Here is a 21,009-nt window from a genome sequence, read left to right on the forward strand (position 1 = left end):
TCGGCGTCCGGGAGACGCCGAACGGCCATCTCTGTTCGTCGCCGTCCTCACGTGCAGATGCGGCGGAGCCGTTCACTGGCCCAGCTCACCTGCCCCGGCCTCGCTCTGGGTCGATGAATGCCGGCGCGGGCTCGGGTGGAAGGTGAGCCGGTACTTGCCGATCTGTACCTCATCGCCCGCTTGTAGGACTGCCTCATCGATGCGTGTGCGATTCACATACGTGCCGTTGAGGCTGCCCACGTCACGCACGGTGAAGACCCCGTCGGCGGCGAGGAACTCGGCATGCTTCCTGGAGACCGTCACATCGTCGAGGAAGATGTCGGCTGCGGTGTCGCGGCCGGCCGTCACGCGATCGGCATCCAGCAGGAACCGGGCGCCGGCGTTCGGACCGTGCTGCACGATGAGCAATGCCGACGATGGCGGCAGCGCCTCCACGGCGGATCGATCTGACGCGTCTATCGCGCCGGGTGCCCGTTCGTCACTCTCTGGGGGCACGATGCGGCCGAGGGCTGCCGTGGTATGCGGCGCGGGACCTCTGTCGGTCGACTCGGGGCCGGCCGGCCGGTTCTCCTGCTCGGTCATCTGTGTGCCTCCCCGTACCGGACTGTCGGCACCCCCCCGGGGGGACGGGTGGGTGCGCGTGAACTGTGAGCGTTGACTCTACCCGTCCTACTCTAGTTGCCCACGACGGCGGTGGGAACGTCAGTCCTCGGTCTCCACAGGGCTGGCGTGCTCAGGTTCCGGGGCTTCCCGGACAGCCGTGATCTGGACAAGGTCCCGTTCGGACATCGTGATGGTTGCCCCGGCATTGCGCATCCTGGCGAAGGCACCGCCCGGGATATCCAGGGCGACGGTGATGGTGGCGCCGTTGCCGATCGCGCGCCACTCGTACGGCGCTTCGATCAACCTGCCATTCACGGTCACACCGTCCACCGTGTTCACGAAGTCTGACGACGCCGTCAGGCGCTCACCCGACACTGCCACGGCCTCTGCGCCGGCATTGCGCAGCTCCTGGAGCATGTGCACCATCAACTCTGCGGTGACCGAACCCTCCGGGTCCTCGATCTCGACCACCACGCCGGGGCCCTCGACCGGCACGGTCCCGGCCAGGATGCCCAGTAGGTCCGCCACATCTTCCTGCACGGCGCGCGCATCAGATCCGGAGAGCAGACCATCACGGTTCCGGGCGAGCTGCTCCGACTCCTCGGTAAGTTGCTCATTGCGCTGGGTCACTTCGTCGAGCAAGCGCACCAGGTCGTCCTGACGCAGGCCGTTGAACTGATCGTCCTGCGTCTGCCGGACCTGGGCAACGATCGCGAACCCGAGCAGCACACACATCGCCGCGATCAGCAGACGCGCACGCAGCGTGTAGCCCCGTCGGCCTGAATCCGACAGGGTGACCTTCTCGGCTCGGTGCGGGTGCGGTTCCTTCATGGGTTCACGCTCCACCACACCTGAATGAACACTGCGGTGCCTCACTCCGGCACACCTCGTGCCTCGGCGTTCCTACGCGGGGGCTCCTCATGCTCATGCCTTGAACACGTGGCGGCGGATCGATGCGGCGTTGGAGAAGATGCGGATCCCGAGAACCACCACGACCGCGGTACTCATCTGTGAGCCGACGCCGAGCTGGTCGCCGAGAAAGACGAGTACAGCGGCAATGACCACGTTGAACAGGAACGAGGTGACGAACACTCGCTCATCGAAGACGTCTTCCAGACGCGCGCGTACCGCTCCGAACAGCGCGTCCAGGGCGGCCACCACGGCGATCGGTAGATACGGCTGCAGCTCCACCGGAACCGACGGCTGCAGAATGAGCCCGAGCACCACACCTACGACGAGGCCAGCCACCGCGATCATCGCGCCCTCCCTTCGCCGTCAGGCCTCAGTCTGGCACGGGCGTGGCAGGTGCTGACGCTCCTTCTCATGACGATTCCGTCACAAGCTCGGGTGCGCCAGCTGTGCCCGCCGGGAGCACAAGATCATCGGACGTCTCGATCGTGGATGAGATCGAGAACTGGGCGGCGAGCAGGTTCAGCCAGGCCGATGCCTGGGTGCGGGCGAACTCGGTGCGCAGGCCGTCCGGATCGCCAATCACCTCGATCGCATAGGGTGAGACCAGCGGCTGCAGGTCCACCAGGACGGCGTCGCCCGCGGTGCGGATGGCGGTCTGCCCGGTGAGGCGGTGCCCGTTCACCGCGATCGCCTCTGCGCCCGCCGCCCAGAGGCCGTTGACCACGAGCTGCAGATCCTGGTCCTGCACGCGCTGGAAATCCGTACCCGGTTCCCCGCTGCGAGCTCTGACCGAATCCTCGAGGGTGACCACCACGCCGGGGCCCTGCACAGCCGTGGCGCCCGCCCATAAACCCAGTCGGGCTGACTCGGCGAGCAGCGCGCTCGCCTCCTCGTCGAGCGCCTCCTCCTGGAGCGAGGTGATCTCTTGGCGCAATGCTTCGTTCTCGGCCGCCAGACGTTCACCCACCACGGTCCGATCCCGGATCTCCGTGACGAGCACGTCCGAGGCGTTCTCCACCCCGACCGGTGCACGAAGCTCGCGGGCGGCCCAGACGGCCGTCAGACCGAGCAGTACCGCGAGCAGGAAGGTGAGCGCGCGTCGGAACGGCGTCTGCGGTGCTGCCGTTCCCCGCCGGCGTGCGTCGCTCGCTGCGGCATAGCCGAGATCCAACGGGCGCTCCATCACCTCGTTCAGCAGCGTCATCGACGCGTCCGGTCGGCGCCCAGCACCGGTGCCGGGACGAGCGGTGCTGCCGCGTGGAGTCGGGTAGCGGGTCATGTCGGCTGCACCCGACCCGTCACAATTTCTCGGAACTGGTTGAGATAGAGCAGACCGGCGGCCCAGTACAGGAACACGCCCCACAAGGCAGCAGCCCAGCCGATCACCCAGGCGACCTCGCCCCACAGACCGGACAGGTGGGAGAGCAGCAGCAAGGGGAAGGCGTACATCAGCGCAAAGGTGCCCGCCTTCCCCGCCACATGTACAGGGAACCCGGGATACCCGCGACGTGCCATCGCCGGTAGGCACAGTCCGACCGCGATCTCACGGGCGAGCAGCACCACCACCAGCCACCACGGAATGATCTGCTGCACCGCCAGTCCCACGATGGTCACGAGAATGAACAGCCGGTCGGCGGACGGGTCGAGGAACCGACCCAGGCGGGACGTCTGGTTGAACCGCCGGGCGATCACTCCATCGAGCCAGTCGCTGAATCCAGCACCGACGAGCACCACGAAGGCCGCCACCAGGTGGCCCGTCAGGATCAGACCACCGACCACCGGGACCAGCAGGAGCCGAGCCAACGAGATGATGTTCGGCACGGTGAAGATCCGGTCGCTGAAGACCGGCTCTGACGGCCTCGACTCGCCGTCGCTCTCCCCGGAGGTACTGCCCACACCCCGGACTCTATGTGATCGGACACCCCTCATCTGCGTGGACGCCGGGCAATCTGGAAGACTGGGGTCATGCTGCTCGCCTTCTCGGTCGCACCCCTCGGTACGGGCGAGTCTGTCACTGACGCTGTCGCCGACGCTGTGGCGGTGGTGCGCGCCAGCGGGTTGCCGCACCGGACTGACGCGATGTTCACCACGATCGAAGGTGAGTGGGACGAGATCTTCGACGTGGTCCGCCGTGCCACTGACGCCGTGGCTGCACATGGGCACCGCGTCTCGCTGGTGATGAAGGCAGACATCCGCCCTGGCCGCACCGACGAGCTCGACGGCAAGGTGACCCGGCTCGAGGAGGAGCTGACCCGCCGGTCAGATCCCGCCGAGCCCGCCGACGGCTGACCGGTGGAGCTGCTCACGGGGAGTGGACTCGCCCTCTCGGCGGGGCTGAACGCTTATGTGCCGATGCTGGTGATGGGGCTTCTCGCCCGTTTCACCACCCTCGTCACGCTCCCACCCAGTTGGGTGTGGCTCACCAACGACTGGGTGCTCATCGTGCTCGCCGTTCTGCTCGTCATCGAAGTGGTGGCGGACAAGGTACCGGCCGTGGACCACGTGAACGACATCCTGCAGACGCTCGTGCGTCCCACAGCCGGTGGCATCGTGTTCGCGGCTGGCTCGGGCGCCGTCACGCCGGCCACCACCGACCCGGGTGAGTTCTTCACCAGCGCCGCCATGGTGCCGTTCGTCTGCGGCGCGATCCTGGCCTTGCTCACCCACCTCGGAAAGGCGGGGGTTCGCGCAGGGGTGAACCTCTCCACGGCCGGCGTGGGTGCACCGGTGGCCTCGACCGTGGAGGACATCTCCGCCGTCGCCCTCACGGCGCTCGCCCTGGTGCTTCCGGTGCTGGTGCTGGTCTTCGTCGCGGCCGCCGTGGTGGTGGTGATCCAGATGCGGCGCAAGCGGCTGCGACGCCATAGGTTGGTCTCATGAAGTTCGGACTCTTCGTGCCCCAAGGATGGCGCTACGACCTGGTCGGGATCTCTCCCGCAGACCAGTGGGAGGCGATGAACGGGATCGCCCAGCATGTCGACGACGGGCCGTGGGACTCGATGTGGGTCTACGACCATTTCCACACCACCCCGGTGCCGAGCGCGGAGGCGACGCACGAGGCATGGACGCTGATGGCGGCGTTCGCGGCCTCCACAAGGCGCATCAAGCTGGGCCAGATGTGCACGTGCATGGCGTATCGCAACCCGGCCTATCTCGCCAAGGTGGCCGCCACGGTGGACGTGATCTCCGGCGGACGCGTGCAGATGGGCATTGGTGGAGGCTGGTACGAGCACGAATGGCGAGCCTACGGCTACGGCTTCCCACGCGCTGGGATCCGCCTGCAGATGCTCGACGAGGGGGTGCAGATCATGCGGCAGGCGTGGACCGAGGGGATCGCCACCCTCGACGGGCAGCACTACCAGGTGGACGGCGCGATCGTGCAGCCGAGGCCGCTGCAAGACGGCGGTATCCCGATGTGGATCGCCGGCGGCGGTGAGAAGGTCACCCTGAAGATCGCCGCGAGATACGCCACCCACACCAACTTCGACGGTTCGCCGGACGGCTTCGCGCACAAGAGTGCCGTCCTGCGCGAGCACTGCGACGCGGTCGGCACCGACTTCGGCGCGATCGTCCGCTCGTCGAACTACAACACCGCGATCGGCGCCACGGAAGCGGAGGTGGACGACCGCATCCGCACGATCGAGGATCGGATGACCGCCTCGATCGGCGCCGAGCGCACCTCTGCCATCGTGGCTAACTATCGTTCGTCCTTGACCACCGGGACGCCGGAACAGGTCGTCGAGCGGCTTCGGAGGATGGAGGAAGCAGGAATGACCTACGCCATCTGCTACTTTCCGGAGGCTGCCTATGACAGGTCCGGCCTGGATCTGTTCGCTCGCGAGGTCATCCCGGAGCTCGACCGATGACGCAGTGGCACCCCGTGGCCCACCACGCTGACACGAAGGAGCATCGATGAGTGCCCAGGATCGGCCGCGCGTGCACCGGGACCGGCGCCTGTGGCGGCTCGGCACCCGGCAGATGATCATCACCCTCGTGCTGATCGTGCTGATCAACCTGGTCGCCTACCGACTGCGCCTGGGATGGACCGGCAGCATCATCCTGTGCGCCGTGGTGGCCTTCTCGTGGCCGTTCGTGGCCACCTGGTGGTCCCGCAGGAAACGCTGACGCTCTGCCTCGTGGTCCTCAGGTGGCGCGCGGGCCACGTAGACGCAGCACCAGCAGGTACATCTCGCAGCCCAGGCACAGCCCGAACACTGCGTTCAGGAACGCCGCCACCAGGGCGAGACCGGCGAACACCGGGAGGGCCCAGGCCACCCCGAGCAGTGCGAGCACCAGTCCGATGCCGGTGATCAGCAGACCCACCGCTTGCGCGAAGCGGGGTGGGGCCGGATCCTCCAGCTCCGACGGCGGTCCGAGCCGCGGGCGGACCAGGCGTTTGTAGAGCAGCGCTTGCCAGGTGCGCCCCACTCCCCCGGCGGTGCCCAGCACGAAGGACGCGACAACGACGGCGAGCACGACCAGCCCGGCAGTGCCCCCGAGCACGATCGCCGCGATCAGCAGCACGCTGGTCAGTGCCGCCCCCACGCGGGGTCCACGCGGGTCGATGCCACGGGGAGATGTCGCAGAGCTCATCGAGGTCCTAACGGTCGAAGGAGCCGGCCAACGCGAGTGCTTCGCGGGCACGGGCGGCCGACGGCGGGCCGGTGAGCCGGGTGCGCAGGTCGCCATCGGCATCGAAGACGAGCGAGGTGGGCGTGCTGAGCACGCCGAAGGTCCGGGTCAGGTCGAGGTTCTCCGTGACGTCCACCGTCACGAAGGCGTCCGGTTCGGCCACGACCGATCGCCACATCCGTTCGCTCGGACCGCACGCGGAACAGTGCGGACCGGAGAACTGCACCACGACGTGCCGCGCGTCCAGCGGGATCGGAACCGCCGCAGCGATCGCCGCCACTCCACTGGCGTTGTGGGCGGCTCGGGGGCGTCGGCGCCGGCGATCGAGTGCGATCCAGGCAGCAGCGACGACCGCGAGCACCAGCAGCACCACGGTGAGGCGAGTCAGAGGATCGGCCACAGGATTCACGCTAGCCATATGCGTGCGCCACGGGCACAGCGTCCACGGTGGTCTCGCCCTGCGAGATGCGACGCGGCGCTAGTCCGAGCCGAGCGCCTGCTCCTGTGCTCGCGCATCCGCCAGCGCGTCCTGCGCTTCCTCCAGCGTTCGGACGGCGTCCGACCGGGTCTGATCGGCCCGGTGCAGCTCGCGGTCGGCCCGTTCGGCCTGGTGCTCGAGGTCGAACGCTCTGCGGCGCAACTCCTCGATCTCCGCCCGGAGCCGGAGTGCCTCGGCCTGGTACGACGCCACACCTTCCTGGGCACGCTCGGCGGCTGATTCGAGGCGCTGCACACGCCGCTGTGCGGCCCGTACTTCCGCCGCGGCGGCACGTCGATCCGCTGAGGTCGCGCGCCGGGCTGGTGGCTCTGGATCGGGCACCACCACCAACGGTGATCCCGGACGTTGCGCCGTCGGGCGTACCCCGGTCGCTCCGGGTACGGCCGTGGCGTCCCGGACCTGCGCCGTGCTCGCGCCACCTGGTCCGAACGGTCGCACCAGCAGGCCCGAGAGCACCGCCGCTTCGATCTGCTCGTCGGCGACACCAGCCACCAGGGTCTGCTCAACCTGAGTGCACGTGGCCCCACTCAGGTCGGGGCCGAGCTCGCGGCACAGGGAGCGCAGCTCGCGCACCATCGTCGTGACGAGAGTGCGACGGCGGACGGTGAGCTCACGCAGGTCGACGGCGTCCATCCGCTCGTGCGCCTCACGGAGTGCCCGGCCGAGGTCGGTCAGCTGCGCCACCCGCTCCGGCATACGGCGGACCAGGACGTTCACCGCCCAGGCGGCCCGGACGGGCTTTGCTAGGCCACGCACCTGGGCCGCTGCGTCGTGGGATCCCGAGGCATCCAACTGCCTGGCGCATCCGTCGCGAGTCGCGACGAACTCCTCGGGCGGTACGGCGTAGATCTCGCTCGCCGCGCGGTGCAGCTCATCCATCGGCGCTCCTCGTCGGGCGGAAGTGACGGTGCTTCGTGGCATTCTTTCATCGCACGCTTGTCCTCTTCCCGCTGCGTGCTGAGCCGGGGAAGGTTCACGATCGGCGAAGCGTTGCACGCCACGAGTATTGACTGGCCCCGCCGCCCAGCGCCCGGGCACACTCGACGGGTCGTCGTCGGACGGGGCCGCCGCAGGCGTGACCGACCGATCGGGGGCCGTCACTCCTCGCCCCTGCCCCACCGCACCGCCACTCGCCTCGACCGCAAGGACTGCGTCTGTGAATGAACCTGCTGATCCACCACACCCCTACGCGCCGACCGGTCGCGCTGCACCCACCCATCTGGACTCGCAGACGAAGCTCGTGATCGGGCTCCTGCTCGTCTCCTCCTTCGTGGTCATCCTGAACGAGACCATCATGAGCGTCGCGATCCCGAGCATCATGGACGACCTGGGCGTCACCGAGACCACCGGTCAGTGGCTGTCCACCGCGTTCATGCTGACGATGGCCGTCGTCATCCCGGTCACCGGCTACCTGCTGCAGCGATTCCACACCCGCACCATCTTCCTGACCGCCATGACGCTCTTCGCCGCAGGAACATTCACCGCGGCGGTCTCGGCCGGGTTCGGGATGCTGGTCCTGGGGCGCGTCATCCAGGCCAGCGGCACCGCCATGATGCTCCCGCTGCTGATGACCACGCTGATGACCGTGGTCCCTCCGGCGCTGCGTGGTAAGACGATGGGCAACGTCTCCATCGTGATGGCTGTGGCTCCCGCCGTCGGTCCCACGGTCTCGGGTGCCATCTTGTCCGTGATGTCCTGGACCGGGATCTTCTGGCTCGTGCTACCGATCGCGATCGCGGCGCTGGTGCTGGGCGCGGTGAAGGTGCCGAATGTCACGACACCGCGCGCTGTCCCTCTCGACGTCCTCTCGGTGGTGCTCTCTGCGCTCGCCTTCGGCGGCCTCATCTACGGGCTGAGCACACTCGGGGAGGCAGCGCACGGCGAGCCGCTGGTCCCGGCTCCGGTGCCGCTCGGCATCGGGGTGGTGATGCTCGGGCTCTTCGTGGTGCGGCAGATCCGGTTGCAGCGGGACGACCGCGCACTGCTCGATCTGCGCGTTTTCTCCTCGCGCACGTTCACGGTGGCTCTGACGATGATGCTATTGATGATGATGTCGTTGTTCGGCACCATCATCCTGTTGCCGATCTACCTGCAGAACGTGCTCGGTCTCGAACCGCTCGCCGTGGGTGCGATGTTGTTGCCGGGCGGTCTGGCCATGGGGCTGCTCGGACCGGTTGCCGGACGGATCTATGACCGGTTCGGTCCGCGTGTCCTGGTCACTCCTGGAGCGATCATCGTCAGTGCCGCGCTATGGACGATGACCACCCTGACCGCTGAGACGCCGGGCCTGATGGTTCTCGGCGTGCACGTGTTCCTCAGCCTCGGTCTGGGTCTGTTGTTCACCCCGTTGTTCACCACATCTCTCGGATCGATCGAGCCGCACCTGTACTCCCACGGCAGCGCGATCGTCGGAGCGATGCAACAGCTCGCCGGGGCGGCTGGGACGGCGTTGTTCGTCGTGCTGCTCACTATCAATCGGGTGGCCGCGTCGCACGCTGGGGCCGACGTCGTCCACGCGACCGCGGCAGGGACCAGAGCCGCCTTCCTGTGCGGCGCCGTCATCTCCCTCGCCGTGATCGTCGCGTCGTTCTTCATCCGCGCGGCGCCGCAGCCGGCTGAGGACGAGCGCGTGCTCAGTCCCTGAGGCGAGTGAACCAGGTCAGTCGTTCTCCGGCGCTGTCCCGAGCTCGGCACGGACGCCGACCACGTCCCGGGTCACCGTCAGCTCGACGTCGCTCACGGCGAGGCCACCGAAGGTGAGGCTGCGCAAGTCGACCTGGTGGCCCTCCCACTGCGCCAGACGGCCCCGGACCGCCGTCAGCGCCATGCCGACCAGTGGACTCGAGCTGGAGACCTCGAGGTCACTGAGTGTCACCACCATGTCAGCACCGACTCTTGCGGTGGCTGATCCGCTGACGCCCGCCCGAAGGAGGCCCCGTCGCAGCGTGGCGTCCACCTGGATGCTGGCTTCTCGAGGGCCGGCGGCCGCGACCTGGAGCCGCAGATCCGCGAGAGCGAATCCGGTCGAGCTGAGCCGCGCACCGGCCTCGGCGGCCACGGCCTGCTCGATATCGGTGATGGTCGCGGTGACCTGCACCCGGCCGGCGGTCTGGTGACCGACGCGCTCGTCCACCTCGATCCAGTACTGCCCGTCGGAGCGTGGCTGATACCGCACCGGGAGGTCGCGCACCTCCGCGGTGGTGGTGACCGGCAGGTCCTGGACCCGGACGGGCGCTCCACGCACCGCCAGATGGTCCACCTCGGCAGGTGTTCCTGATCCCACTGGGGCCGGCAACTCGACCTTGTCCTGCATGCGCAGGTGGACGTCGGTGATGTCCACGTCCAGGCGAGCGATCCTGCTCCCCTGGGGCGCGACGTCGTCGGACGGCGCCCAAGCCTGGGCACGCACGCGTGCCTCGCCCGCCGTCGGCCGAAGCAGCGCGTGCAGACCGTGGGTCAGACGCGTCTCGAGCTCGGCACCGGTCGTCGGGATGTCACCGGGACCTAGCGGGAACATCGAGCCTCCGTCGGGTCAGAGACAGTAGGTCCCGACCGCTCCCCCGAACGGCCGGGACCTACTTTCCGCCACGGTGCTCACACACGTGCCAGGCGGCCTCACTGAAGTTTCTGTCATGCAGTGCAGTGACAACGCACGGCCACCGCTTCGTCGATGCTACCTCGCGCGACGCTTGTCCGGGACCGGCGTTCACGGACTGATCCCGCAGACGTCAGCTGACCGACAGGGATGGCCGGATCGAGACTACTGATCACGGCGGCACCGCCGTAGGCGAGGCTGTGCCCGAGAAGGGAGTTCGGGGCGGGTCGTGCCTGTCAGGTGGGCTCGGCCCTGCCCGCACGCCAGTACCCCATGAATGCGACCCGGCGTCGGCAAACACCGAGCTCGGAGACCAGCACACGGCGCAGGGTCTTGATCACCGATGCCTCCCCGGCGAACCACGCGTAGAAGTCGCCACCGCACCGTTCGCCACGGCCACACGTGTCCGGTGCGGCACGGAGCACGGGCGAGTCCCACAGCAGCTGCGTGTCCACGTCGACGTCCTCCAGCTCAGGACTCGATGCGCGGCCGGCCCCGATCAATGCGGTGTGCTCGCGCGCCCAGTCCACGACCGCAGGAAGCAGGAGGTCACCGTGTGCGGCGTCATCCCGGGAGAGCCAGGTGATCTCCGCACCCGCAGGGAGATCGACATCGATGGCGTCGGCGGCCTCCGGGATCTCGATGAATGCCCGCGCCCGACATTCCGGGCGCAGTCCCTCCAGGATTGCGCAGATCGCCGGGGCTGCAGTCTCATCTCCGGCGAGAAGCACGGTTTCGGCGGTGCCAGGGTGCCAGTCACGACCGCCGGCGGACGCTGACGAGCGTTCGTCCGGTCCAGCAATGACCAGCCAGTCTCCAACCCTCGCTCGCGCGAGCCACCGCGATGCAGGACCGGCGTCGCCGTGCGCGACCATGTCGACATCAATCTCCGCTGCCTGCGGCCGCACCGCCCGCACCGTGTAGGTCCGGATCGGGCTACGCGAGGCCTCCGGCAAGGCGCGCCACTGCTCGTACCAGGTTCCGGCCAGGCAGGTTTCCTCGTCATCTGCCCCGATGTCGCTGACCTGCCCGGTGCTCTCCTCGGGAAGCACGATCTTGATGCGTTGGTCGTCCCCGTCGGTACCGAACCAGTGCAGCTGCGGTCCGGTGAACGTCACGCGCACGATGTGCGGTCCCAACCGTTCCATCCCCTGCACCCGTGCGGAGAAGGGGCGATAGGCCGGCCGGTCGTCCTTGACCACGGCGTCACGGAGCGAGGGTGAGGTGAGCATTGCCTTAGTCAACCACGTCGACGCACTTTCGTGAGCCCGGTGTGATGTATTCAACCGGTGCGCCGGGAGGACCGACGAGCCCGGACGACCACACAGATCCGTCGTGCGAGGGAGGCATTCCACGCCCGACGGCGGCTACGCTCGGGCCCCATGCCTGCCCTGTCCCCTGCCTCTCCCCCGGTCCGCAGGTTGTTCGGCTGGTTGAACGATCCCGACGACCCGTGGTGGGAGCGACCGGCACCCAGCCGGGCTCAGCAGCGGCGGGACGTCCTCGGGACGGTCGCGTACATCCTGGTGGCGCTCGGCGTCGTGCTGACATCAAAGTCCTACGGCCTCGTGTTCGAGGGCGAGCAGTGGTGGCGTGCCTATCTCGCCGTCGCCCTGATGGCCCTCCCGCTGGCGGTGCGGCGCCGGTTCCCGGTGATCACGCTGCTCACGGCCTCCGCCCTGTTCCTGCTGCTCAGCTACCTCAGTCCGGAGGCGTCCGTCTCCGTCCCGTTCCAGGTGGCCTACTTCGCCGCGCTGTACACGGCGATCGCGTGGGCCAGGGATCGCCGGATGCTGTGGATCCTGGTCGCGGTCGTGCTCGCCGAGATGTCCCTGTGGATCGTTATCTCGGTGACCATCACGAACGCGGCTGACGAGATGTCCCGGGTGTTCGAGGACGCCGCCGGGCCGCTGCCCCCGTTGCTGGCCTACCTGCTGTACACCGCGGTGCTGAACGTCGCCTATTTCGGTGGTGCCGTGCTCATCGGTCGTGCCTCGTGGCGCACCGCGCTGGACCGCGTCCGCGTGCGCGAGCAAGCCCAGCAGATCGCCCAGCAGGCCGATGAGCTCGCTCGTCGGGCCGTGGTGGACGAACGCGTACGGATCGCCCGCGAGCTGCACGACGTGGTCGCCCACCATGTCTCGGTGATCGGTGTCCAGGCCGGTGCCGCGCGCCGGGTCCTGACGGTCTCACCGGAGAGCAGCGCCGAGGCATTGCGCACGATCGAGGAGACCAGCCGCGAAGCGGTCGGCGAGATGCGCGCCCTGCTTCAGGTGCTCCGCAGCGAGGACTCTGGGGACGAGGGGCGCCATCCGGAACCCGGGCTGGACGATCTCGACGCCCTCGCGCGCACGCACGCAGACGCCGGCCTGACCGTGGATCTGGATCGGGTGGAGGCGCGGGACGGGGATCTGTCCCGGCTCTCTGCCCCGCTCGCGCTCTCCGCGTACCGGTGCATCCAGGAGTCCCTGACCAACGTGCGTACCCACTCCACGGCGCGACGCGCCTCGGTGACGATACGCACCGGGGGCGAGGGGGCGTCGTCGTGGCTCGAGGTGGAGGTGGTCGACGGCGGCCGTCCCCGCCCGGGCACGTCCGGGAGCGGCTACGGGCTGCGCGGGATCGCCGAGCGGGCCGCGCTGCACCACGGTGAGGTGGAGGCTGGGCCGCGAGCCACCGCGAGCGGGTGGCGCGTCCGGGTACGGTTCCCCTACCGGGAGGCCGCCGGGGCCACCGGCGAGAGGAGCACCGCGTGACCATCCGAGTAGCGCTCGTGGACGACCAGGCCCTGGTCCGATCCGGCTTCGCCATGGTGCTGTCCGTGGAGCAGGACGTGCAGGTCACGGGCCAGGCTGCGGACGGCGCAGCGGCCGTGGAGCTCGTCCGGCGCACGCCCACGGACGTCGTCCTCATGGACGTCCAGATGCCGGGCACCGATGGTATCGAGGCCACCCGGCAGATCGTCGCCGAGGACCTGGCCCGGGTGGTCATCCTGACCACCTTCGACCGGGAGGACTACCTGTTCGCCGCGCTCGAGGCCGGCGCGAGCGGGTTCCTGCTCAAGAACGCCGACCCGGACGACCTGGTCGGCGCGATCCGTGCCGTCGCGGGCGGTCACGCCCTGCTCGCACCCGAGATGACCGTGAAGGTGATCTCGCGACTGGTCTCCCCCGGCACCGGCCAGGCGCCGTCCCCGAACGGGATGCCGGCGTGGCCGGCCGTACCGGAGCCGGTCGAACCGCTCACCGCGCGTGAGCGGGACGTCCTGGTGCTGGTGGCGGAGGGAATGTCCAACGCGGAGATCGCCGCCGAGCTGTTCGTCGGTGAGTCGACCGTGAAGACCCACGTCTCGCACGTGCTCGCCAAGATCGGTGCGCGGGACCGCGTGCAGGCCGTGGTGTACGCCCATCGGGCCGGTCTGGTGCGGCCCCCGACAGACTGAGCGGAGCCCTCCCCCGTGAGAGGGAGGAGGGCGAATCACCCGTACGGGCGAGGCGCGGACGAGTCGAACTTCCTAGGCTCGAGGCAGACAATCCATCGCCCGGAAGGAACCGCATGTCCCACGCACCAGCCCTGGAGGTCCGGAACCTCACCCGCAGGTTCGGTGAGAAGACCGCCGTCGATGACGTCTCGTTCGTGGTCGAGCCAGGCACCCTGACCGGATTCGTGGGTGCGAACGGTGCGGGCAAGACCTCCACGATGCGGATGATCATGGGCGTGCTGGCGATCCACGAGGGTGAGGTCCTCTGGGACGGCCGTCCGATCACGCGCGCCGACCGCGCCTCGTTCGGGTACATGCCCGAGGAGCGGGGCCTGTACCCGAAGCAGGGAATCCTCGACCAGCTCTGCTATCTCGGGCAGCTCCGTGGGATGCGCCGCGGCGACGCCGCCCGCGAAGCCACCCGCCTGCTGGACCGGTTCGAGCTCGCCGACCGCGCCAAGGACAAGCTCGAGTCGCTCTCACTCGGCAATCAGCAGCGAGTCCAGGTGGCCGCCTCCCTGCTGCACGGGCCGCGGGCACTCGTGCTCGACGAACCGTTCTCCGGTCTGGACCCGGTGGCGGTGGACTCGATGGTCGACCTTCTCTCGGACCGTCTTCGCGAGGGTGTGCCGGTGCTCTTCTCCAGCCACCAGCTCGACCTGGTCGATCGGCTCTGCGACTCCCTGGTGGTGCTCTCCGGCGGGGTGGTGATGGCATCCGGTTCTGCCGAGGAGCTGCGCCGTTCCGGACCGGCGCGCTATCGGATGACCACTGCTCCGGACGCCGGGTGGGTGCGCGAGGAGCCTGGCGTCACTGTGCTCGATGTGGACGGCCCGACGGCGATCCTCGAGCTGCCGTCCGGGCCACCGGACGGTCTGCTCGCCCGTGCGGTCGAACGCGGACTGGCGGAGTTCAGTCCCCTGGTCCCCTCTCTTTCCGACATCTACCGCGAGGTCACCGCATGAGTACCCTCACCACAGAACCCCGCGCCACCGCTGACAGCGAGCGGGACAGCGCCCTGCTGCGGCGACCATGGATCACCGTCACCGTGCGGGAGATCCTCGTCAAGGTCACCGACCGCAGCTTCGTGCTCTCGACGCTCTTCACCTCGCTGCTACTGATCGGAGCGGTCGCGGTCTCCGCTTTCTTCTCGGCCCGTACCACCGAGCACGAGGTAGGGACGGTCGCGACCGCCGAGGCAACGGTCGACGACGTACTCGGCTCCGCGAGCCAGACCATCGAGAGCGCAGGAGACAGCGTGCTCATCACTGAGCTGGAGTCCGAGCAGGAGCTGCGTACCGCCGTCGTCGAGGGTGAGCTGGACTCCGCACTGCTGCAGACCTCGGACGGGTACGTGCTGCTCGGCGGAGAAGAGATCGACAGCGATCTACAGCGCGCCATCGACGACGCGGTCCGTACAGTGGTGCTCAACGAGAATGCCCGTGCGGCAGGCACCACCCTCGCCGAGCTCGAGGCCGGCAGCACCGTGACGACCGAGCTGCTGGCCACCGACGCCGACCGGGGTGCCGCCGCATACGTCGCGGGTTTCGTGTTCGCCTTCCTGTTCTACATGGCCGCACTGATGTACGGAATGACGATCGCGAACTCGGTGCTGGAGGAGAAGCAGAACCGCGTGGTGGAGATCCTCGCCACGGCCATCCCGATCCGACAGATCCTCTACGGCAAGGTGCTCGGCAACTCGATCCTCGCGTTCGGGCAGATCGTTCTTTACGGCGTCGTGGGCCTGATCGCGGTGAACGTCGCCGACCTGGCCCCGGACGTCGGCTGGATCCTCGCCGCCTCCGGATGGTTCATCGCGTTCTTCGCGCTGGGCTTCCTCGCCCTCGCATCTGTCTGGGCCGTTCTCGGCTCGTTGGCCAGTCGCACGGAGGATCTGCAGACCAACACCGGACCGATCATCATGGTGATTATGGCCGTGCTGTTCGTGGGCCTGTTCGCCACCGGAACCGCTCTGCAGGTTGCCAGTTTCGTCCCGGTGATGAGTTCGGTGGCGATGCCGGTCCGGATGCTCTCCGAGGACGTCCCCCTCTGGCAGCCGATCGTGTCTCTCCTGCTCACTGGTGCAGCGGCGTGGGGCATGCTCCGGGTCGGCGAACGGATCTACCAACGCGCGGTGATGCAGGGCGGGACGGCTCTCACCTGGCGGCAAGCGTTCCGGCTGGAGAGCTAGGTCGTCACGTTCGGACGACACCTGCCGCGGTCGCCGTGTGGTCGAGACCACCCCGGTTTTAGTTGCTCGAAGTCAACTGATGGCTATAGTTGACGTCGAGCAACTATCTGACGGGAGCCTGATGACCACCGCACCGCCCAGCGCCTCGACACCAACCCGGTCGATGAGCCACCGCGAGGTGCTCCAAGCCCTCACTGGACTCCTGATGGGGATGTTCGTCGCGATCCTGGCAGGCACGGTCGTCAGCACCTCCCTGCCCGTGATCGTCGCGGACCTCGGCGGGGACCAGACTGCCTACACCTGGGTGGTCACGGCCACCCTGCTCGCCACCGCAGTCTCGACACCCATCTGGGGCAAGCTCGCCGACCTGTTCAACCGCAAGCTCCTGGTCCAGCTCGCGCTGGTGATCTTCGTGGTCTCGTCGGCAATCGCCGGGTTCTCCCAGGACACCACGATGCTGATCACGCTCAGGGTCTTCCAGGGCCTGGGCGCTGGCGGACTTGCCGCGCTGAGCCAGATCATCATCGCTGACATCATCTCTCCGCGTGATCGGGGCCGCTACATGGGTCTCTTCGGTGGGGTGATGGCCCTGGGAACTGTGGCGGGACCGCTCGTGGGCGGCTTCCTCACCGACACGATCGACTGGAGGTGGAACTTCTTCATCGGCATCCCGTTCGCCGTCGCGGCCATCATCATGCTGCAGATGACCCTCCGGACGTCCACCGTCCGACGCGACCGGGTACGGATCGACTACCTCGGGATGGTGCTGCTCGCGATAGGCGTGTCGTTGCTGCTCATCTGGGTGAGCCTGGCCGGGGACAGTTTCGCGTGGGCCAGCGTGACCACCCTCGCCATGGTCGGTGGTGCCGTGATCTGCCTGGCTGTCCTGATCGCGGTCGAGCTGCGGGCAGCGGAGCCGATCGTGCCGATGTCGATGTTCCGCGACCGCACCTTCAGTCTGGCCGTACTCGCGAGCGTCTCGGTCGGCGTCGCGATGTTCGGCACGTCGGTCTTCCTCTCCCAGTACATGCAGCTCGCCCGCGGAGCCACCGCCACGGAGTCCGGGTTGATGACGATCCCGATGATGACGGGGCTGTTCGTCGTCTCGACCATCGTGGGCGGGCTGATCAGCCGCACCGGCGCGTGGAAGCGGTATGTGGTGGGCGGTTCGGTGCTGCTCACCGTGGGCCTGGTGCTGATGAGCACCATCCACTACGACACTCCGTTCGCCCTGGTGTCGGTGTACATGGCCATGCTTGGCGGTGGGGTCGGCATGGTGATGCAGAACATGGTGCTCGTGGTGCAGAACACGGCTGAGCCGTCCCGTCTCGGTGCAGCAAGCTCCGGGGTGACCTTCTTCCGCAGTCTGGGCGGAACTGTCGGTATCGCCGTCCTCGGTTCTGTCCTCGCAGATACGGTCGTCAACGAGATGGAGCGCCGACAGAGCGAGCTACTCGCCGCCGTGGCCACTGATGGCAGCGGCGGCGCCGCGGCAATGCAGCGGCTCAGCGATGGGACAGTCCCAGCTGTGCGCGATCTGCCAGAGGCGCTCCGGGGCGTGGTCGAGTCGATCTACGGTGACGCGGTGGCCCACGTCTTCCTGGTTGCCGCCCCGCTGGGACTGGTCTCCATCGTGGCCACCGCCCTCTTGCCGAACCTTCCGCTCAGCCGCCAGACCAGTGCCGAACGTGCGGGTTCGCCTCCGCAGGGCCCTGAACTGGACCCGCAGCGGGTGGGCGACGATGTGCGCCGGTAACCTCGACCAGGTGACACCCTCCCCCACGACCGAGAACGACCACGCGGCGGCCGTATCCGAGATGGAACGGCAGTTCGCCGCGCTGTTCGTCCAGGCGCGCCGGGCGATCCGGGAGCGTGCCGCCCTCATCCACCCTGACCTCACCGTGCTCGGCTTCCACACGCTCTCCACACTGGTGCGTCGCGGGCCGCAGCAGCAGTCCCACCTCGCCGATTGGTTGTCCGTGGACAAGGCTGCGATGAGCCGAACAGTGACCCACCTCGTTGACCTGGGTCTGGCCGACCGCAGCCAGGACCCGCGGGACCGGCGCGCCCAGCAGATCGCTGTGACCGACGACGGTCAGTCCCGTTTCGAGATGATCTCTGCCCACCAACGTGCGCACCTGCACGAACGGCTCGGAACATGGCCCGCCGAGGACGTGCGCCAACTGGCCGGGTTGCTGGCGCGGTTCAACGAGACCGCAGCCGACGGGGACTGATCATGCACTAGCGCACGGGTGCCCTGGGCCCTGCAGCTCCCTCACGTCCGCCTGATCCGGATCAGGCGGACGATGAGTCCCAGCGCAAGTACTGCCGCACCCGCGAGGGCGGCATTAGCGGGCAACGTGATCGCCAGCACGCCGCAACCGATCACACCGATCCCTTGCAGCACGCGTGGAAAGCGCCGGTACTGCCCGTGCTGGGTCCACGCGGCCATGTTCGCCACCAGGTAGTAGAGCAAGACTCCGAACGAGGAGAAGCCGATCACGGCGTGCAGATCAACGGTGAGCACCAATACGCACACCACCACTCCCAATGCTGCTTCGGCACGGTGCGGTACGTGATGCCGCGGGTGCACAGCGGCGAACCATCGCGGGAGGTCACCGGTGCGTGACATCGCCAGTGCGGTGCGGCTCACCCCCGCGACGAGAGCGAGCAGCGCACCGAGGGAGGCGAGGCTGGCCGCCACCCGGACCACCGGGGTCAGGGCCGGCAGGCTCAGCTCCATCGCAGCCGCAAGGGGTGCATCGGCAGCAGACAACCGCTCGGGGCCGAGCGCACCCAGCACCGCCAGTGCGACCACTCCGTAGAGCACCACCGTGATCAGCAGGGCGAGCTGGATCGCCCGTGGGATGGCCCGTACCGGATCACGCACCTCTTCCCCCAGGGTCGCCACCCGGGCGTACCCGGCGAAGGCGAAGAACAGCAATCCTGCGGCCTGGAGCACACCGAGCGCTCCGGCATGCCCCCACAGTCCGTCACCGGTCAGTGACGGTGCGGTCCAGTCACGTCCGAATGTCACCGCGATCAGGAGCACCAGGGCCGCGAGCACGGCGGTCACGATCACGCGGGCCACCCGGGCGGTTCGCGTCACACCGTGCCAGTTCACGCTCACCAGCGCCACGGTGGCCAGCACGGCGATCGGGCGCCGCCACGGCTCCGGGACGGCGTAACTGGCGAAGGTGAGTGCCATCGCCCCGCAGCTGGCCGTTTTGCCGATGAGAAAGCACCAGCCGGCACCGTAGCCCCACCAGGGGCCGAGTCGTTCCCGTCCGTAGACGTAGGTGCCGCCGGAGGTGGGGTACTGAGCGGCGAGCTGGGCCGAACTGGTGGCGTTCGCGTACGCCACCACGGCTGCGATGACCAGACCGACGAGCAGTCCCGACCCGGCCGCGGCAGCGGCGGGGGCAAAGGCACTGAAGATACCTGCCCCGATCATCGAGGCCAGGCCGATCACCACCGCATCGGTGGTGGTCAGGCGTCGGGCAAGGCTCGGCACGAGGCCTCACTCTATGTGGTGCCGCCCACGAGCCTCTCGCAGCCGGCACCACACGGAGATGAACGGGAGATGAACTCCTACTCCACCGTGATGTTGACTGTGCCCTCGACGGCCGCGTTGGAGTAGCCCCACACGATCACGATGGCCTCACCGTCGCCCGCTGCAGTCGCCTCCACGTAGGGGGCGAACCTGTCCCCGTCGGGGGCCGAGGACCGCCGGTCGTCGTTCTCCTCATAGCCGCCGTCCGGCGTGGTGATTCCGGCGACGGCGTCCTCGTTCGCGTCGGTGACGTCGACGGCGATCGTCTGACCGTCCGTGACCGGCACGAGCACGACCCACGCGCCGTCGTCCGCCGCGCTGAAGTCGTGCTCACCCGGCTGCACGGTCTCCGCCTCCTGACCACCGGATCGGAGCTCGAAGGACGATGCGACGTCGTCGTAGTCGGTCACCCGCACCTGGTACTCCCCCGGGGCGAGCCCGATCGTCAGGCTCGCGTCGAAGGTGTTGTCCGATTCGGTGGATCCGTCGTCGTCGCGCCACTCGGTCCCGTCCGGGCCGGTGACCTGGAGGATGGGATCGGCCTCACCGCGCTCGCTGAACGTGCTCAGCCAGTACACACCCGGCTGCTCGACGACGAAGGTGTAGACCGCTTCCCCGCCTTCCGGGACCTCGACCTGGACGGTGTCCCCCCAGACGAAGGTCTCGCCACCGGCCGGCGGTGGATCCGTCGGGTCATCCTGGGTCGGAGTGGGGTCGCTCTGCGTGGGGGTCGGGTCGCTCTGCGTCGTCGGGTCGGCCGTGGGATCCGGGTCCGGGTCGGAGCCGCCCAGACCGGAGATCAGCTTCACCGCGAAGTAGATCACCACCACCAGCACCAGCGCAGCAATTCCCAGTCCGATGAAGAGTCCGGTCTTGGAGTTGTTCGTCGGAGGAGGCACCGCCTGTCCGTAGGCTCCATAGCCACCAGCTGAGGGGGCGCCGTAGCCACCAGCGGACGGGGCACCGTAGCCACCGGTGGAGGGGGCGCCGTACCCACCTCCGGAGGCAGCCCCGTACCCGCCCGGCCCACCGGTACCGGATGGGCTCCACGGCTGCTCACCTGTGGGGGTGCCACCGGCCTGAGGCGCCACCTGGGTAGGGTCGTAGGCCGCCGTCTGGTCCGACGTCCCCGGCGCGGGAGCGCTGCCGTAGGGACTGGCCTGCTGCCCTGCCTGGGAGTTTGCTCCGAACTGCCCGGGTGCACCGAACGGGGTCGTCGCGTCTGCCTGGGCCGGTCCGGTCTGACCAGGTTGGTCGCCAGCACTCGGCTGCGCACCGCCGTCGGGCTGGGCCGGCGCGCGATGCTCGGTCCACGTCCCGCCGTCCCAGTAGCGGAGGGTGTTCTGGTCCTGCGGGTCCGGATACCAGCCGGCGGGCACGGTCATGCAAGCTCCCCCAGGCGCATCGCGCCATCTCGATCTCATCGCGTTCGCACGCGAGCATACCGGCCCAGACGCCCTCGTCCGAAGGGCAGAACTGCCCATCGGGATGCTCCGCGCTCCCCCATCGTGCCCGGGGAAGCCCGCGCACCTGGCACGATGTT

The 21,009-nt window shown here is 68.4% G+C and carries 23 protein-coding genes; 11 read left to right on the forward strand and 12 right to left on the reverse strand.

Annotated elements, in window-relative coordinates; all coding sequences use genetic code 11:
* Positions 1-72: 72 nt before the first annotated feature.
* From BLU77_RS07585 to BLU77_RS07605, 5 genes are all read right to left on the reverse strand, one after another.
* Positions 73-582: an FHA domain-containing protein gene (locus BLU77_RS07585; RefSeq protein ID WP_089772378.1), complete on the reverse strand. Its 510-nt coding sequence runs from the start codon at positions 580-582 to the stop codon at positions 73-75.
* Between the two features lie 120 nt (positions 583-702).
* Positions 703-1,434, reverse strand: coding sequence for a DUF881 domain-containing protein (locus tag BLU77_RS07590; RefSeq protein WP_089772379.1), 732 nt, complete (start codon positions 1,432-1,434; stop codon positions 703-705).
* Positions 1,435-1,527: 93 nt separating this feature from the next.
* Entirely contained in the window at positions 1,528-1,860 is a 333-nt protein-coding gene (locus BLU77_RS07595; RefSeq protein WP_089772380.1) for a small basic family protein, read from the reverse strand.
* Between the two features lie 64 nt (positions 1,861-1,924).
* On the reverse strand, positions 1,925-2,794 hold the full coding sequence (locus tag BLU77_RS07600) for a DUF881 domain-containing protein (protein ID WP_089772381.1): 870 nt from the start codon (positions 2,792-2,794) through the stop codon (positions 1,925-1,927).
* Complete coding sequence (locus BLU77_RS07605; RefSeq protein WP_245708716.1) at positions 2,791-3,411, reverse strand: CDP-alcohol phosphatidyltransferase family protein; 621 nt, start codon at positions 3,409-3,411, stop codon at positions 2,791-2,793. Before BLU77_RS07605 ends, BLU77_RS07600 begins: the two co-directional genes overlap by 4 nt.
* 69 nt (positions 3,412-3,480) lie before the next feature.
* Between BLU77_RS07605 and BLU77_RS07610 the strand changes: the two genes are divergently transcribed.
* Genes BLU77_RS07610 through BLU77_RS07625 form a run of 4 tightly spaced genes read left to right on the forward strand, consistent with a single transcriptional unit; the run spans position 3,481 to position 5,640 of the window.
* Positions 3,481-3,804, forward strand: coding sequence for an MTH1187 family thiamine-binding protein (locus BLU77_RS07610; RefSeq protein WP_089772383.1), 324 nt, complete (start codon positions 3,481-3,483; stop codon positions 3,802-3,804).
* A gap of 3 nt (positions 3,805-3,807) precedes the next feature.
* Positions 3,808-4,395 carry a DUF4126 domain-containing protein gene (locus BLU77_RS07615; protein ID WP_089772384.1) on the forward strand — a complete coding sequence of 196 codons (588 nt, stop codon included), beginning with the start codon at positions 3,808-3,810 and terminating at the stop codon, positions 4,393-4,395.
* Positions 4,392-5,381: an LLM class F420-dependent oxidoreductase gene (locus tag BLU77_RS07620; RefSeq protein ID WP_089772385.1), complete on the forward strand. Its 990-nt coding sequence runs from the start codon at positions 4,392-4,394 to the stop codon at positions 5,379-5,381. The genes BLU77_RS07615 and BLU77_RS07620 overlap by 4 nt, the downstream gene beginning before the upstream one ends.
* Before the next feature lie 46 nt (positions 5,382-5,427).
* Positions 5,428-5,640 carry a hypothetical protein gene (locus tag BLU77_RS07625; RefSeq protein ID WP_089772386.1) on the forward strand — a complete coding sequence of 71 codons (213 nt, stop codon included), beginning with the start codon at positions 5,428-5,430 and terminating at the stop codon, positions 5,638-5,640.
* Between the two features lie 18 nt (positions 5,641-5,658).
* Here the strand turns inward: BLU77_RS07625 and BLU77_RS07630 are convergent, their stop codons facing one another.
* The 3 genes from BLU77_RS07630 to BLU77_RS07640 form a co-directional block, all read right to left on the reverse strand.
* Positions 5,659-6,108 (reverse strand): DUF4395 domain-containing protein, encoded by a 450-nt coding sequence (locus BLU77_RS07630; RefSeq protein ID WP_089772387.1) that lies wholly within the window; start codon positions 6,106-6,108, stop codon positions 5,659-5,661.
* A gap of 7 nt (positions 6,109-6,115) precedes the next feature.
* Entirely contained in the window at positions 6,116-6,547 is a 432-nt protein-coding gene (locus BLU77_RS07635; protein ID WP_089772388.1) for a thioredoxin family protein, read from the reverse strand.
* Between the two features lie 78 nt (positions 6,548-6,625).
* Positions 6,626-7,525 (reverse strand): hypothetical protein, encoded by a 900-nt coding sequence (locus BLU77_RS07640; RefSeq protein ID WP_089772389.1) that lies wholly within the window; start codon positions 7,523-7,525, stop codon positions 6,626-6,628.
* 277 nt (positions 7,526-7,802) lie between these two features.
* On the opposite strand from BLU77_RS07640, the gene BLU77_RS07645 reads away from it, so the two are divergent.
* On the forward strand, positions 7,803-9,290 hold the full coding sequence (locus BLU77_RS07645; RefSeq protein ID WP_089772390.1) for an MDR family MFS transporter: 1,488 nt from the start codon (positions 7,803-7,805) through the stop codon (positions 9,288-9,290).
* Positions 9,291-9,305: 15 nt separating this feature from the next.
* Here BLU77_RS07645 and BLU77_RS07650 read toward each other — a convergent pair whose 3' ends face one another.
* Together BLU77_RS07650 and BLU77_RS07655 are read right to left on the reverse strand one after the other, a co-directional pair.
* Complete coding sequence (locus BLU77_RS07650) at positions 9,306-10,163, reverse strand: hypothetical protein (protein WP_089772391.1); 858 nt, start codon at positions 10,161-10,163, stop codon at positions 9,306-9,308.
* A 314-nt stretch (positions 10,164-10,477) separates the two neighbouring features.
* Positions 10,478-11,473, reverse strand: a complete 996-nt coding sequence (locus BLU77_RS07655; protein WP_089772392.1) for a siderophore-interacting protein — start codon at positions 11,471-11,473, stop codon at positions 10,478-10,480.
* Positions 11,474-11,623: 150 nt separating this feature from the next.
* Between BLU77_RS07655 and BLU77_RS07660 the strand changes: the two genes are divergently transcribed.
* The 6 genes from BLU77_RS07660 (at position 11,624) to BLU77_RS07685 (ending at position 18,147) form a co-directional block, all read left to right on the forward strand.
* The gene (locus BLU77_RS07660; RefSeq protein ID WP_089772393.1) at positions 11,624-12,997 is read left to right on the forward strand and encodes a sensor histidine kinase; all 1,374 of its coding nucleotides are present in this window, start codon (positions 11,624-11,626) and stop codon (positions 12,995-12,997) included.
* 53 nt (positions 12,998-13,050) lie between these two features.
* On the forward strand, positions 13,051-13,683 hold the full coding sequence (locus BLU77_RS07665) for a response regulator (protein WP_089773064.1): 633 nt from the start codon (positions 13,051-13,053) through the stop codon (positions 13,681-13,683).
* A gap of 113 nt (positions 13,684-13,796) precedes the next feature.
* A complete protein-coding gene (locus tag BLU77_RS07670; protein WP_089772394.1) occupies positions 13,797-14,687 on the forward strand; it encodes an ABC transporter ATP-binding protein in 891 nt (296 codons plus the stop codon).
* Positions 14,684-15,913: an ABC transporter permease gene (locus BLU77_RS07675; RefSeq protein ID WP_089772395.1), complete on the forward strand. Its 1,230-nt coding sequence runs from the start codon at positions 14,684-14,686 to the stop codon at positions 15,911-15,913. The genes BLU77_RS07670 and BLU77_RS07675 overlap by 4 nt, the downstream gene beginning before the upstream one ends.
* A gap of 121 nt (positions 15,914-16,034) precedes the next feature.
* Positions 16,035-17,669, forward strand: a complete 1,635-nt coding sequence (locus BLU77_RS07680) for an MDR family MFS transporter (RefSeq protein WP_245708717.1) — start codon at positions 16,035-16,037, stop codon at positions 17,667-17,669.
* Positions 17,670-17,679: 10 nt separating this feature from the next.
* On the forward strand, positions 17,680-18,147 hold the full coding sequence (locus BLU77_RS07685) for a MarR family winged helix-turn-helix transcriptional regulator (RefSeq protein ID WP_175476978.1): 468 nt from the start codon (positions 17,680-17,682) through the stop codon (positions 18,145-18,147).
* Positions 18,148-18,188: 41 nt separating this feature from the next.
* On the opposite strand, the gene BLU77_RS07690 is transcribed toward BLU77_RS07685, so the two are convergent.
* Both BLU77_RS07690 and BLU77_RS22570 read right to left on the reverse strand, forming a co-directional pair.
* Positions 18,189-19,427, reverse strand: coding sequence for an APC family permease (locus tag BLU77_RS07690; protein WP_089772397.1), 1,239 nt, complete (start codon positions 19,425-19,427; stop codon positions 18,189-18,191).
* A gap of 77 nt (positions 19,428-19,504) precedes the next feature.
* On the reverse strand, positions 19,505-20,851 hold the full coding sequence (locus BLU77_RS22570) for a DUF2510 domain-containing protein (protein WP_175476979.1): 1,347 nt from the start codon (positions 20,849-20,851) through the stop codon (positions 19,505-19,507).
* Positions 20,852-21,009 lie beyond the last annotated feature (158 nt).

Source organism: Ruania alba (assembly GCF_900105765.1).
In the GTDB taxonomy this organism is placed as follows: domain Bacteria; phylum Actinomycetota; class Actinomycetes; order Actinomycetales; family Beutenbergiaceae; genus Ruania; species Ruania alba.